Raw genomic sequence first — 12,626 nt, forward strand, 5'->3', positions numbered from 1 at the left:
ACGCAAAAGTGAAGGTTTATTTTTTATTTATTTTTCGTATTCGCTAACTGGAGCAAAAGAACGGCGATGTATCGGCGTTGGACCATATTTTTTTAGTGCTTCCATATGTTCACGTGTACCATATCCTGCATTATGTTTAAAATCATATTCAGGATATAATTCGCCATATGCATCCATTAAATTATCTCGAAAAACTTTAGCAACAATGCTAGCTGCCGCAATTGAATTAGATTTTGCATCCCCATGAATTAATTTAACCTGTGGAATGCTTAAAGGCACATTCATAGCATCGACTAATAAAGCATTTGGCTTTACCTTCAATCCTTGGACTGCATGTGCCATTGCAACACGGTCAGCTTCATAAATATTAATTCGGTCAATAACATCATTATTAGCTAACCCGACACTTACGCTAATAGCTTTTTCTAAGATTTTTGGAAAAAGAGCCTGGCGTTTTTTGGGAGATAATTTTTTTGAATCGTTAACATCAATTAAATCAAAATCATGCGGCAAAATAACCGCTGCAGTAACTACTGGTCCAGCTAATGGACCACGTCCTACTTCGTCAACCCCAGCAACTAGCTGATCTTTTAGCCAGAACCTTTTTTCATAAGAAAAGCGAGCCTGAAATTGAGCCTTAGCTTGAGCAAATTTTGCTTGGCGTTTCTCATAACTAATTAACAGCTTCTGAACCCCTTTTCGTTCGTCAGCTTTTAACTCATTTAATTGTTCGATACTTACTTCTCCTTGAAGCAAGCTTTTGATTTCAGTAATGGTCATCTAAGATCGAATGTAATCCTTCCCAATTTTCCTTTACGCAAGCGTTGAAGCATGAAAAGCGAGAATTTATCATAATCGTCTCTCATGCCATACTTATTAGTCATTGCCAATAACAAATCTGGATTAGACATATTATTTATTTCTTCACTTGTTGCTTGCGCAAATTTAACAAGATCTTTTTCATAATTTTGCTTTAAAAATTCAATCACAAATAAGGCAACATCATCAGGATGGAAAATATCAGCCTTAATTGCACCACAAGCAGCTAATTTATAGCCTACTTCTTGATCAGAAAATTTTGGCCACAAAATACCCGGTGTATCTAAAATTTGAACGTTAGTTTTAGTTTTAAGCCAACTTTGTCCGCGAGTTACGCCCGGTTTATCACCAACAATTGCTGCATTTCTACCAACCATTCGGTTAATAATTGTTGATTTTCCGCAGTTAGGAATTCCCGCAATTGCCACACGAATCATTGGATTTGATGCACCTTTAGCAATTAACTTATCAGTTTTCTCCTTACCAGCTAATTTAATTATCTTATATAAGCTAGTCATATTAGTGTTGTGCTGAGCATCCATTGAGATAACAAAATTGCCCTCGTCTTGATAATATCTAGTCCACTTTTTAGTTTGAATTGGATCAGCTAAATCAGCCTTATTTAAGATAATGATATGCGGTTTCTTCATCGTTAATTGTCCAATCATTGGATTACGGGAAGAAACTGGTAAGCGTGCGTCCAATACTTCAATTAGAACATCAATTAAGTCTAAATTATCTTCAAGTTGATTTTTAGCCTTATTCATATGTCCTGGATACCATTGAATAGTTGCCATTTTAATCCTCCACATCCTTTAGATTTAAACTCAGAGCTTTCTTTAAAGCAGGATTATCATCTTGCAATTTTTGCGCTACTGCCAAGTAAAGTTGAGCCTGCACTTGCCCATTTACTATACCATCTGATGTCAAATTATGTGCTTTTTGGAACTCGACTACCGCATTTTTAGTTTCATCATCAAAAACACCAGTAACGTGCTTTGGCATATAACCTAAAGCAGTTAAATATTGCTGCAAAGTAGCTACATCAACACCAGTCATCGACTTCTTTAAAATACTCATACTTTGGAATTGGGGTAGTTTTGCTAAAGCAGATTCTGGAACCGGATAAGTAGGCTTTAATCCCTTTTGATTGATCCAAGTACCATTTGGTGTCAGCCACTTAGCAATCGTATATTTATACTCTGCATCTGCTGTTTGTCCGACTTCTTGAACAGTACCCTTACCATAACTAGTCTGACCAACAGAAACTGCACGGTGATTTTCTACTAAAGCAGCCGTAAAAATCTCACTGGCACTAGCGGTATTGCCATTAATTAAAATAATTGGTCTTAATGAAGTATGGAAGCCACCTGATAATTTTTTATCAGAACGAATCACTTCTTTTTGGGTACGATCCTTGTACTGCATAATTATCTTGTTATTGGGTAAGAAATACGATGCAGACTTCAAAGCCGCATTCATTTCTCCACCTGGATTATCTTGTAAATCAATAATTAGCTTAGGATATTTTTTAGTATTTATTGACTTTAAAGCACTCTTCAAATCTTTAGCAGTATTAACATCAAATTGCGTAATTGTAATAATCGTAGCATTGTCTTCAGTACGCTTAGTTAAGCTAGATTGAGAAATTTTAGCACGCTTTAAAGTAACATTAAAGGTAGAATTACCTCGCTTAAGCTTTAATGTTACTTTAGTACCAATTTTCCCTCTAACTAAAGTTGCTACTTTTGTAAATTGGGCTGCGCTGACTTTTTTATTGTCAACGGCAACAATCTCGTCGCCAGGCTTAATAGTACTTTTCGAAGCTGGAGAATCAGCAACAATAGAGTCCACAACAACTTTATTGTTGCGTACCGCCATCTGAATACCTACTCCGCCAAAGCTCGAACCCTCTAAAATATTATTAACTTGTTCTTGATTTGCTCCACTTAATCCCTCAGAAAAAGGATCATTAAGACTATTAAGCATCCCGTTAATTGCCCCTTGGCGCAATGTTTGCGGTGAGACTTTTTTATAATATGAACCTTGTAATTGCTCATACACTTTTTCAACTTGATAAAAAGGTGACTTTAGTTCCTTAACTTCCATAATTCCAAAGGTCAAACCTGCACCAATTGCTGCACCAGCTATACCGGTTAACAAAAATTGAGCATATTTGGGAAGATGCTTCTTTTTATTATTTGAAATTTCTTTACTTTGATGAGAATTATTTGGTTCTACTTCTGCCATATTAGCCTCAGTTCATATTATCTAAATATAATTGATATGCCTTGTCAAAAATGCTCATGCTTGGTAAATAACCAGCATTTAATTCTAAATATTCTGATAACTTTTCATAGTCTTCTTCTTGTTTTGGAAAAGAACTGTCATGTTGAGCATTATTAGCAAATTGAGCAATATCATCTAAAGATCCTGGATTTCTTTGCGTCATTAAAAAGCGATAAAAGCTTTCACGATATGCCATTAATAGTCCTCCGTTGTATAGAAAACTGCATAAGCTCCGCTACCAGCGTGAGTTGCAATAATTGGACTAGTAACACGAATTAACACCTTAATATCAGGATTAATTTCTTTAATCTTTTCACCTAATGCTTGCATATCTTCTAAAGTATCAACGTAAGAAATGGATACTTCTTTAAGTTCATGCTTATGCTCTTCTACGTATTTTAAAATTCGTTTATCAAAATTCTTAGAGAATTTCTTGCCACGTCCCTTTTTAGCAACATCTAGATTACCATTAGGCATGTGCAATTCAATTCTAATATTTAATAAAGTGGCAATCTTACCAGCTACTGGCCCCAGACGACCACCTTTAATCAAATTATCAAGATTTACGACAATCATTCTTAATTTTTGATTTTGCTTAAGCTTTTCAATATGAGCAAGGATTTCTTCGAGACCCTTGCCTTCCTGTGCATCCTTAGCCGCAGCTAAAACTTGATATGCTTCTGCACGATCAGTAAGCTCAGAATCCACCAAGTCAATCTGATCACCCTTACCAATCAAATCGGCTGCCTGTCTAGCAGCTTCAATAGTTCCACTTAAAGAACGGGCAAGAAAAATTCCGACAACTTGACTGCCATCTTCGGTTAATTCTCTGAATACTTTTTCAAAAACTCCAATAGACGGTTGACTAGTCTTAGGCAATTCTTTTGATTCATCCATCTTTTTTACAAATTCTTCGCGGCTAATGTCGACGCCATCTGTGTAAGTCTGACCATCAATAGTAATAGTTAATGGAACTACTGTAATATTATATTTATCAATTTCTTCAGGAGTTAATTGAACTGAGGAATCAGTTACTACTTTAATCTTAGCCATTCTAGCTCCTATCCCCTATTCTTCTTTAATTATTATTCTATGTTAGAATTTATTAAGTACAACCTCAAGTATATCAAAAATACAAAAATGAGTTAAAATTTATTAAATAGATTATAAAGTTATTATAAGGCGGAATAAATGAATGTCTTTTAAACAATTGTGGCAAGAACCAAAGAATCAATCTAAAACCTATAACATTTTGAACAACATTTTTAGTGCCATCACTCATGGTATCGGCTTTGGACTAGCTGTGGCAGGCTTAGTAATTTTGATTGTTAGAGCAGCTCATACAGGAAGTGCCTTAAGGGTGACAGCTTTTACTCTTTATGGCTCTAGTTTGGTTATCCTCTATCTTTTTTCAACACTCTATCATAGTTTGATTTTTACCCGAGCTAGGCGAGTGTTTCAAATATTCGATCACTCTTCAATTTTTATTTTAATTACTGGAACCTACACTCCTTATACCTTAGTCGCAATTGGCGGTGTTAAGGGATGGATTATGTTCGGTATTATCCTAGCGCTCGCAATCTTTGGCATTTTATTTTATATTTTCAACCAAGGAAAACATGTGGTTTTAGATACAATTTTGTATGTCTTAATGGGATGGATCGTAATTATTGCTTCAAGCACACTCTATCCCGTATTAGGGCCTACTGGATTTTGGCTTTTAGTCTGGGGCGGAGTTGCTTATACGGTCGGAGCAGTCCTGTTCTCAATGTGCGGTGTTCCTTATATTCACGTTATTTGGCACATGTTCGTTTTACTTGGATCAATTTTGATGTATTTTTCAATTTTACTTTACGTTTAAAAAATAGGCTAGTGATTTTCTTCTTCACTAGTCTATTTTGCTAATTATTTAAAGCTATATATTCAGTAATCGCTTCTTCATTATTGCTTACAATGCCTTCAAGCACTGCCTTTTTAATTTCTTCTAGTAAAAGACCAACTCTTGGTCCTGCTGGAATACCATTCTTTAATAAAAAGTGCCCATCTACTACCAAGTCGTGACTATCCTTAATTGGCAACGCTTCATATCTATCTACTAAAGCTCTACCATTAATCGGCTGCCCTAAAATATTAGCAATATCAATAGTTGAAACAATCGTTCTTAAACCTGCTTTATATAGATCATAATTATTTGGTGCACGTGAACTAATTAGGTCAAAGAAACTTACAATATCAGCTACCTGACGCTCCATTGCATTAGAGTTCTTCCAGATACGCATAAAGTGAGCAATTTTTTCATTAGGTAATTTCAACAAAATAATCATTAAAGCCCATAGATTAGCTTCCGTAGTAGGACTAAAATTAAGTTGAGGATAAAGAGCAAGATTTTCTTTTTTACCTTTAAAACCTGGGACTTCTTCAGATAAACCTGTATCCAAAAAGATTTGAAAGGCCTTTTGACTACCGGGTGCAATGCCCATTTTTACAAATTCATCGCGAATACGCTCAACTGAAATCTTACTGAGCAATTCATGATTGTCGCTAATTGCCTGTTCTGTTTCTGGTTCAAGAGTAAATTGTAATTGACTCATAAAGCGAACGGCACGCATCATTCTAAGGGCATCTTCGTGGAAACGATTTTCAGCCTTCCCTACCGCACGAATAAGTCGCTTGTCTAAGTCGCCTAAACCATCGAAGTGATCAACTATGTTACCATCAACGTTCATTGCTAAAGCATTAATAGTAAAATCTCGTCTCTTTAAATCTTCTGACAAATTTTGTACAAAAGTTACATGATCTGGTCTACGAAAATCTTGATAGCCTGATTCAGTTCTAAAAGTTGTTATTTCGTAACTTTCGCCCCCATAAAGAACAGTTACTGTTCCATGCTTAATTCCCGTATCAATTGTTTTCTCAAAAATCTGCTTAATTTCTGCTGGATAAGCGCTAGTTGCAATATCAACATCATGAATATGACGCTTCAAGAGTAAATCTCGAACACTGCCTCCAACAAAATAGGCCTCATAGCCTGCTTCATTGATTTTTTTCAAAACTGGAAGCGCAGCAGTAAAAACTTCCGGTAAATTATCAATCTTCATATATTTTCCTATTCCCCTTAAAATTCTGTTGTTCTTCATTATAGAAAGAAGGAAGTAACATGAATAAAATTTTTAATAAATAACTACTTAAACAAGTCTTCTTCATTACTCTAGGCTGCAGCATTTATGCTTTCAGCTTAGATGCCATCAGCATCCCTAACAAACTTGCTGACGGCCGGATGAGTGGGATCGCCCTTTTACTTAGATATTGGTTCCACATCAATCCTAGCTTGTCCACGTTACTTCTAAATATCCCTCTAATTATAATCGGATATCGATTTATGGGCAAACGGCCCGTTGCTTTAACCATTTGGGGCACACTTTGCCTATCCTTCTTTTTATCTTTTGGTTGCACATCCCTATTATAAACCAATTGAATTTGGAGCATGATCTTTTTATCGCAGGTGTGCTAGCTGGATTATTTTCAGAATTTGGTATTGGAATTGTGTTCAAGTATGACGGAACTGATATTATTGCTAGAATACTCGACTTAAAATTAGGTATTCCTGTTGGAAAATCACTTCTTGCTTTATACGCCCTTGTATTGACTATTTCACTTTCCTACCTCGATATTAAACATATGATTTATACTTTACTTGCTAGCTTTGTTTTAGCTAGAATTATTGATTCAATTCAAGCTGGGTCTTATGCTGCACGGGGACTTTTCATTATTTCAGATTTAAATATTAAAGACACACCAGTTTTGGAGCGAGTTATTCAAAGCCTCTACTCTTCAATAGATAGTCAGGTTTCTATTAATAAGATAACTAATACTCTCAAAAGTACTGGGTATTCCTCTAGCAACAAAACGGTTGATCGACACTTAGGCGGTATTCTAAACAGTCTATTAATGTATGAAGCAAAAAGATATGATATTCGCGATCGTCAACTCCTAAACAGTCAGAGCAAATATTATGGCGTTGATATGGGAATTAGAAATATTCTCCTACCTGATCATCAAGAAGACTTCGGACATATTATTGAAAATATTGTTTACTTGGAGTTACTTAGACGCAATAAAGCAGTTTACGTTGGAGAAAGCAGTAAATACGAGGTTGATTTTGTCGGGATTAGCGATATGAAGGAGCTCTCCTATTATCAAGTTGCTTTAACTACCATGGATGAAAAAGTACTAAAACGTGAATTAAGATCACTAGAGCAAATTCGCGATTCCTACCCTAAATATCTATTAACTTTAGACACTATCAATCGCACAGCAAATTACAACGGTATCCAAAAACTTAATTTAATTGATTGGCTATTAAGCTAATTAACATGCCAATAGATCATGTGAGATCTATTGCAACTTTTTATATTCCTTAACTCTCGCAAATTTTCGCGCGTAATACAAAAGTTGAAATAAGAATCCTATAATATCAACATTTTTTAGCATTTTAGAAAGCGAAAGTTTATTTTTCAATCTATTTGCGGTTAAAAAAACGGTCGAAAAGCTTTTCGACCGTTTTTATTGCGCGCGTAAAATTGTTACCCATTTAGACTTTAACTATAATATTTCTTTTGCTAATTACCAACTATAAGGTAATTGATTATGTTCGTCTTTAATTTCAAATACTTCATAATTCATATTCAGAAATTCTTGTATTTGTTCACTACGCTCTGGAGTTTTTAATTTTTTTATTGCCTTATTTATAATTTGTCTAATTCGATACTCATTTACGCCAAAAATTCTTGCAATATCGCTTACACTTCTAACTTTTCCTACCTGTTCTTCTTCATCATCAAAACTATCAATGTAGTAACGCAATCGTAGAACGCTATCTTCCCGATCAGTTAATGTATCTAAAACTATATCTAATTTATCTTGCAACGTCGAATAGGGTTTTGAACCCCATCGATTATTAAAACAATAAGTGTTTTGATCAATTGTATTATTTAACTCTTTTGGCGGTAGTAAAGTAATCTCATCTATTACTACAAAATACGGAAGATTTTTTGAAGGTTCATTTTCATTAAGAACGACTAGCTGTCTTTCTTGCTTTTTTAATTTAGCAAATTTATTTGCATTTATATCGACCTTGCCAATCTGCTTACGAACTTTTGCAAGCTCATCTTTATAGCTTCTTTTAGGCCTTCCATATAAGCTATCATACTTTATTTTTTTATCCACCCACTTTTCAGCTTGCTGCTGTTTTTTCTTAAGCAAGGGAATACGTATAATTTGCGATCTAGTTCCGTGCAATTGGTCGCCATCTTTATTAAAAGCGTACGTCATTGCATTTATAACATAGGTAGAGATTTTTAGATTTTGATTTTTTTTAGATCTTGAATCAATCTATCAATAGTATTTATGGCTAAAGATTCAACTATAAATGTTATTTTGTTTTTAAATTGAATATAAGGATAAGCATAGTACGGATATTCTTCTTTATGTACCTTGTCGTATATTTTCTTAGTGATCAAATTAGCATTTAAAATTAATAATGCAATTGCCTTGTTCCACCAATCATTCTTAGACAAAATGATCTTGGTATTTAAAGATTCATAATCATCGCTATTAAATTTAAACATTCCAAAATTGATTTGATACAATTCATGCAAATCTTCCAGATCATCCGTAAATCTAGGAACTTTAATTACAAAGTTTTTATCAATTCTTATTTCCATATCTTCAGATTCAATTCCTATTTTTATATTTGTTAATGATTATAACCGAAATATTAATTTAAAATTCGACTTAATTTGACCGATAATCATATCATCATCAAGCTTGTTAACCATTAAGGGATGCTTATAGAAAGAATGTTCTATAAGTTTATTTTCATCTATATTTCTTAAGACTTCTTGCGCTGTTCTCATGTGATTATACAATAATCTGCTAATCTTTATTCTTCAAAAAAATCATCATCAATATCATACAATTCATAAGTTTGACTGACCTGTACGCCGACCTTATATTGAATCATTAAATTAGTAAGCATTTCACCATCAACTAAGGCAATATTTAATTGTTTAGCTGCATCCCTTGCGTCATTAGTAAAAGAAGAAGTAGTAATAAATACTCCACGATCTGCTTGCTTACGTCTAAGTGCACCAAAGAAACTATTAATTTCAGGACTGCCCACAACATTCTTTTCTGAATATCTTTTAACTTGCACATATACTGTACGTAATCCTAGTGGATCTTGATTAATGATTCCGTCAATGCCACCGTCATTAGATTTCTGAGTTACGACGGATTGTCCATTAGTTCCTTTATATCTTTAAAAGCTTAACCATCATATGTTCAAAATGTATAGCCATGTGCTTCATGTCCCTTTAGTTCAGGATATTCTTGAGCAACTCCAGCACGGTATTCCTTTGGTATCTTACTAAAGTCATTGATAAAACTAACTGGTTCAACGCCTAAGTACTTCTTTACATATTCCCGCATGTTGCACATTCCGCGTACATAGGTTTCAACCATATCTTCTGGCAAATCCATCGGCTACGTTAAGCCACGATAGTATTCCTTTAACTTGTCATAATCGGTCCCGGTGCCAAGAAGCTGGACAGAATATCTAGTGTTGCCGCCTTCATGACCATAAGGAGCAACATCAACAATTAATACTTTTGCGCCATTATCAGCTGCAAATCTAGCAGCCGTAGCACCTGCTCCACCAAAACCTAAAACAACAACATCATAATTTGCTTTTCAGTCAATAACTGGAGCCTTTGTTTCTTGTTCCATGTTTATTCCCTCGTCTTTTTTGTTATCGCTTACAAGAAATATTATAGGCTTTGATAATAACTTTGTATAATAATTAGCAGCGTTAAGTTATGCTTGTGTTATTTAATTTAGGATAAAAAGAAGCTACCTGCTGTAGTACTGGCAGGTAGCTTGAGTTATTAATATTTCTGTTTCAATTTCTGAATTTCTTCTTTTAAATCATAATTTTGTTTTTCAATTTCATCCAACTTTTGCATGATCTTTTCTAGTTGCACGTCTTTATCGTTAGATTTATTATCTTCTCTCACAAAATATGTTGTAATCGAACTTGTTAACATACCAATTACACCAATTCCGACTAGCATTAACACTAGAGCTATTATTTTTCCTACATAAGATTTTATCAATATGCGATTGTCACATTCCTCTTTGCAATGCCTTTCAATTTGCTGAAGTAGATAATAAATATTGTGTTTCGTGAAAAGTGTGTTGATTTAAGGATACGGTTTTATTGCTTTCGTTACGAGTTACTTTATCTTCTGGCGTTATTTTATTCACCTTGCCCCCTATTATCAATATACTTTTTCATTCTTTCTCTTCACTCTTCCACAGTTTCAAATTTGTTAGTTAATGGACTTCCCCAACGAGGATTACTGAACCGTATTGCTTCTACTTGTGCAACTTTTTTTAGTGGAATAAAAATACTAATACCTTTGTCACTTCTTAATTTATTATGTTCTTCATCAATATCATAAAGAAAGAGTACTAATTTCTTCTCAGTTTTTGAATCAAATGTATTATCGGTTAATCCCTCATAAGTTTTTTCATCATCGAGAGTAATCCTAACCCTCTGTCCTAGAGTTTTTTCTTCAATTGATTGTGGTTCAATCAATTGCTTTTCTATTATTTTCCCACTCAAATTATAAATTATAAGTTTTATCATTATTAATACCTATAAAAATTATCAGCTATCTCATATAATTAGTGACTTTGATAAACTTCAATACCGACGGCTTTAATTTATTAACTAGTTTTCATCTTCAAAAAAATCATCTAGTTCATAAGTAGTAATCACTTTTTTAGTCACATAGAGCTCATATTTAGCAATTAAGTCTAGCAAATGGTCACCATCGATTAAGGTAATTACTCTTGTTCCTGCACGAGATGCTTTAATCGCGTCTCTAGTAAAAGTTGAAGTAGTAATAAAAATTCCATATTCAGCTCTGAATTTATCCATTGCACCACGAAATTTATCAATTTCAGGAGATGAAACTGAATTGTTAGGATTCCATCTTTTAGCTTGAATCGCTACACGTGCAGTTCTAAAATCATCTGTCTTGATGTAGCCATAACCATCTACTCCGCCATCACCAGTAAGACTAGTTCCAATAGTCTCATCAATGTCGACATTCATTTTTGCCACTAAAGCACGACAAAAAAGTTCAAATTTTCCTGGACTTAAATTAAGCAGAGCATTCAATAGAGGACCTTTCCAGTCTTCTTCAAAGTTACTTAATGACTCTTCTTCGTTTATCTCAATAGTAGAGTTCTTTCTCGTTTTATTGTGTTCAATTTTCTTCTGCCACTGCGGAAGGGAGATTTTATAAACTGCATCACTAAGTTTAGTTCTACTTCCTTTGTATTCTCTTCCCTTTTCCGTTAGAACTACTATCCCTTGTTTAGGTCTTTTAAGCATCCCAGCCATAATTAAGTTAGAGATTGCAAAGTTAAATGCATAATTAAATGGGAGATACTTTCTCCCATTTCTTGATGTTTTATACATCGTTAAGATATTTTCTGGGATATTCTCTTCTCTTTCAACAACTGTCCGCTTTAAATCTCTTGTGGTTGCTTGACCGCCAACTTGTTTTAACTCATCAATTATGGGCTTCATTAGATAAGCTTCTTGGTCTTGTCTAGTCATATTTGTGAAGTTCGTCATTATTCTCTCTTTCCTTATATTTTCTTAGATTAAATATTACTTTTGAGAGGGTAAGACCATAATCGACCAAAAAAGACTTTTGGCTCTCGGTAAATTGCTTTCTTTCAGCTAAAGCCTTTTCTGTTGCATGTCGAAAACACTGTATTTGCTTTCTAAAATCCTTAATATTCTCATTGGTAATATAGCCAAATGTAATTCTTTCATAATTCAGAACTTCAAATTTTCCATTTATCTTCAGTAAATGCTCTATCAGATTGGCAATCTCTCTAAGTTTACTTTCAATACTTAAATTTTGAAAATCAATACTATTTGTAGATATTTTATTAAAAAGACTTTCTATGTCTTCACCTGGTTCAATGTAACTCTGGGTATTAAGAAATTTAAATTCACTTACTATTTTCCGTCGTGTTATATATTGAACGGTTCCATTGTTATCTAACTTATGAGCAATTGCCCAGTTCCTTATCTCATTGTAGGTAAATGTTGATGGATTTTCAGGCGGCCTTTTTAGAATATTAGGGAATTGTTCTATATAAACTTCACATCGATTAAGATAATAACAAACAATATAGAACCAACATTTCTTTTCATTATCATCAAATTTTTGTCCAGGTTGACATAATTCTTTGAATTTATCAATTGTATCTTGTTTATCATATACAAGATACTGAATTTTTTCTCTTTTTACTTTCGGAACTGGAAGTCCAGAAGAAGAAATTATATCAACATCTTTTACTATTGCATAAAACCGATAATAATAATCCTCTTCCTTAATATTATTTAAATAATATTGACGTAAATCAAACATAAA

General features: G+C 33.8%; 15 protein-coding genes and 3 pseudogenes. 2 read left to right on the top strand and 16 right to left on the bottom strand.

All coding sequences use genetic code 11. From position 1 onward, the window contains the following. Nucleotides 1-27: 27 nt before the first annotated feature. The 5 genes from H1A07_RS05055 to H1A07_RS05075 are packed head-to-tail and all read right to left on the bottom strand — an operon-like array spanning nucleotide 28 to nucleotide 4,161. A complete protein-coding gene (locus tag H1A07_RS05055) occupies nucleotides 28-780 on the bottom strand; it encodes a ribonuclease HII (RefSeq protein WP_094498389.1) in 753 nt (250 codons plus the stop codon). After that, nucleotides 777-1,616 carry a ribosome biogenesis GTPase YlqF gene (gene ylqF / locus H1A07_RS05060; RefSeq protein WP_210144518.1) on the bottom strand — a complete coding sequence of 280 codons (840 nt, stop codon included), beginning with the start codon at nucleotides 1,614-1,616 and terminating at the stop codon, nucleotides 777-779. The genes H1A07_RS05055 and ylqF overlap by 4 nt, the downstream gene beginning before the upstream one ends. A gap of 1 nt (nucleotide 1,617) precedes the next feature. Further along, nucleotides 1,618-3,069: a S41 family peptidase gene (locus tag H1A07_RS05065; RefSeq protein WP_210144520.1), complete on the bottom strand. Its 1,452-nt coding sequence runs from the start codon at nucleotides 3,067-3,069 to the stop codon at nucleotides 1,618-1,620. 7 nt (nucleotides 3,070-3,076) lie between these two features. Further along, entirely contained in the window at nucleotides 3,077-3,304 is a 228-nt protein-coding gene (locus H1A07_RS05070; protein ID WP_094523323.1) for a YozE family protein, read from the bottom strand. Next, the gene (locus H1A07_RS05075) at nucleotides 3,304-4,161 is read right to left on the bottom strand and encodes a DegV family protein (RefSeq protein WP_210144521.1); all 858 of its coding nucleotides are present in this window, start codon (nucleotides 4,159-4,161) and stop codon (nucleotides 3,304-3,306) included. Before H1A07_RS05075 ends, H1A07_RS05070 begins: the two co-directional genes overlap by 1 nt. 142 nt (nucleotides 4,162-4,303) lie before the next feature. On the opposite strand from H1A07_RS05075, the gene trhA reads away from it, so the two are divergent. Beyond that, on the top strand, nucleotides 4,304-4,969 hold the full coding sequence (trhA, locus tag H1A07_RS05080) for a PAQR family membrane homeostasis protein TrhA (RefSeq protein ID WP_094496264.1): 666 nt from the start codon (nucleotides 4,304-4,306) through the stop codon (nucleotides 4,967-4,969). A 40-nt stretch (nucleotides 4,970-5,009) separates the two neighbouring features. Here the strand turns inward: trhA and H1A07_RS05085 are convergent, their stop codons facing one another. Continuing rightward, entirely contained in the window at nucleotides 5,010-6,206 is a 1,197-nt protein-coding gene (locus H1A07_RS05085; RefSeq protein WP_210144522.1) for a CCA tRNA nucleotidyltransferase, read from the bottom strand. 104 nt (nucleotides 6,207-6,310) lie between these two features. On the opposite strand from H1A07_RS05085, the pseudogene H1A07_RS10545 reads away from it, so the two are divergent. Further along, nucleotides 6,311-7,476: pseudogene (locus tag H1A07_RS10545) on the top strand (YitT family protein). 255 nt (nucleotides 7,477-7,731) lie between these two features. Here H1A07_RS10545 and H1A07_RS05100 read toward each other — a convergent pair. The 10 genes and pseudogenes from H1A07_RS05100 to H1A07_RS05140 all read right to left on the bottom strand — a co-directional run bounded on the left by H1A07_RS05100 (nucleotide 7,732) and on the right by H1A07_RS05140 (nucleotide 12,623). After that, on the bottom strand, nucleotides 7,732-8,439 hold the full coding sequence (locus H1A07_RS05100; RefSeq protein ID WP_094502984.1) for a sigma factor-like helix-turn-helix DNA-binding protein: 708 nt from the start codon (nucleotides 8,437-8,439) through the stop codon (nucleotides 7,732-7,734). 26 nt (nucleotides 8,440-8,465) lie between these two features. After that, nucleotides 8,466-8,831, bottom strand: a complete 366-nt coding sequence (locus tag H1A07_RS05105; protein ID WP_210144524.1) for a hypothetical protein — start codon at nucleotides 8,829-8,831, stop codon at nucleotides 8,466-8,468. Between the two features lie 39 nt (nucleotides 8,832-8,870). Continuing rightward, nucleotides 8,871-9,023 (bottom strand): hypothetical protein, encoded by a 153-nt coding sequence (locus H1A07_RS05110; RefSeq protein ID WP_210144526.1) that lies wholly within the window; start codon nucleotides 9,021-9,023, stop codon nucleotides 8,871-8,873. Nucleotides 9,024-9,049: 26 nt separating this feature from the next. Next, nucleotides 9,050-9,455, bottom strand: a pseudogene (locus tag H1A07_RS05115) (restriction endonuclease); the annotation flags it as partial. Next, a complete protein-coding gene (locus H1A07_RS10550; protein ID WP_244974094.1) occupies nucleotides 9,451-9,648 on the bottom strand; it encodes a hypothetical protein in 198 nt (65 codons plus the stop codon). The gene H1A07_RS10550 and the pseudogene H1A07_RS05115, both read right to left, overlap by 5 nt. A gap of 3 nt (nucleotides 9,649-9,651) precedes the next feature. Then, a pseudogene (locus tag H1A07_RS10555) lies at nucleotides 9,652-9,801 on the bottom strand (hypothetical protein); the annotation flags it as partial. A 251-nt stretch (nucleotides 9,802-10,052) separates the two neighbouring features. Then, nucleotides 10,053-10,238, bottom strand: coding sequence for a hypothetical protein (locus H1A07_RS05125; RefSeq protein WP_244974095.1), 186 nt, complete (start codon nucleotides 10,236-10,238; stop codon nucleotides 10,053-10,055). A 233-nt stretch (nucleotides 10,239-10,471) separates the two neighbouring features. Then, nucleotides 10,472-10,816, bottom strand: coding sequence for a hypothetical protein (locus tag H1A07_RS05130; protein WP_210144528.1), 345 nt, complete (start codon nucleotides 10,814-10,816; stop codon nucleotides 10,472-10,474). A gap of 84 nt (nucleotides 10,817-10,900) precedes the next feature. Beyond that, nucleotides 10,901-11,797, bottom strand: coding sequence for a restriction endonuclease (locus tag H1A07_RS05135; protein WP_244974096.1), 897 nt, complete (start codon nucleotides 11,795-11,797; stop codon nucleotides 10,901-10,903). Beyond that, entirely contained in the window at nucleotides 11,790-12,623 is an 834-nt protein-coding gene (locus H1A07_RS05140; RefSeq protein WP_210144532.1) for a hypothetical protein, read from the bottom strand. Before H1A07_RS05140 ends, H1A07_RS05135 begins: the two co-directional genes overlap by 8 nt. Between the last annotated feature and the right edge of the window lie 3 nt (nucleotides 12,624-12,626).

The organism is Lactobacillus taiwanensis (assembly GCF_017894345.1).
Taxonomy (GTDB): Bacteria; Bacillota; Bacilli; order Lactobacillales; family Lactobacillaceae; genus Lactobacillus; species Lactobacillus taiwanensis.

What these genes read in the sequence shown, in the direction of transcription:
- H1A07_RS05075 (WP_210144521.1), bottom strand. Translation starts at nt 4,161, where the DNA reads ATGGCTAAGATTAAAGTAGTAACTGATTCCTCAGTTCAATTAACTCCT.
- H1A07_RS05100 (WP_094502984.1), bottom strand. Translation starts at nt 8,439, where the DNA reads ATGACGTACGCTTTTAATAAAGATGGCGACCAATTGCACGGAACTAGA.
- H1A07_RS05140 (WP_210144532.1), bottom strand. Translation starts at nt 12,623, where the DNA reads ATGTTTGATTTACGTCAATATTATTTAAATAATATTAAGGAAGAGGAT.
- H1A07_RS05130 (WP_210144528.1), bottom strand. Translation starts at nt 10,816, where the DNA reads ATGATAAAACTTATAATTTATAATTTGAGTGGGAAAATAATAGAAAAG.
- H1A07_RS05070 (WP_094523323.1), bottom strand. Translation starts at nt 3,304, where the DNA reads ATGGCATATCGTGAAAGCTTTTATCGCTTTTTAATGACGCAAAGAAAT.
- H1A07_RS05065 (WP_210144520.1), bottom strand. Translation starts at nt 3,069, where the DNA reads ATGGCAGAAGTAGAACCAAATAATTCTCATCAAAGTAAAGAAATTTCA.
- trhA (WP_094496264.1), top strand. Translation starts at nt 4,304, where the DNA reads ATGTCTTTTAAACAATTGTGGCAAGAACCAAAGAATCAATCTAAAACC.
- H1A07_RS05135 (WP_244974096.1), bottom strand. Translation starts at nt 11,797, where the DNA reads ATGACTAGACAAGACCAAGAAGCTTATCTAATGAAGCCCATAATTGAT.
- H1A07_RS05110 (WP_210144526.1), bottom strand. Translation starts at nt 9,023, where the DNA reads ATGAGAACAGCGCAAGAAGTCTTAAGAAATATAGATGAAAATAAACTT.
- ylqF (WP_210144518.1), bottom strand. Translation starts at nt 1,616, where the DNA reads ATGGCAACTATTCAATGGTATCCAGGACATATGAATAAGGCTAAAAAT.
- H1A07_RS05085 (WP_210144522.1), bottom strand. Translation starts at nt 6,206, where the DNA reads ATGAAGATTGATAATTTACCGGAAGTTTTTACTGCTGCGCTTCCAGTT.
- H1A07_RS05105 (WP_210144524.1), bottom strand. Translation starts at nt 8,831, where the DNA reads ATGGAAATAAGAATTGATAAAAACTTTGTAATTAAAGTTCCTAGATTT.
- H1A07_RS05125 (WP_244974095.1), bottom strand. Translation starts at nt 10,238, where the DNA reads ATGCTAGTCGGAATTGGTGTAATTGGTATGTTAACAAGTTCGATTACA.
- H1A07_RS05055 (WP_094498389.1), bottom strand. Translation starts at nt 780, where the DNA reads ATGACCATTACTGAAATCAAAAGCTTGCTTCAAGGAGAAGTAAGTATC.
- H1A07_RS10550 (WP_244974094.1), bottom strand. Translation starts at nt 9,648, where the DNA reads ATGGATTTGCCAGAAGATATGGTTGAAACCTATGTACGCGGAATGTGC.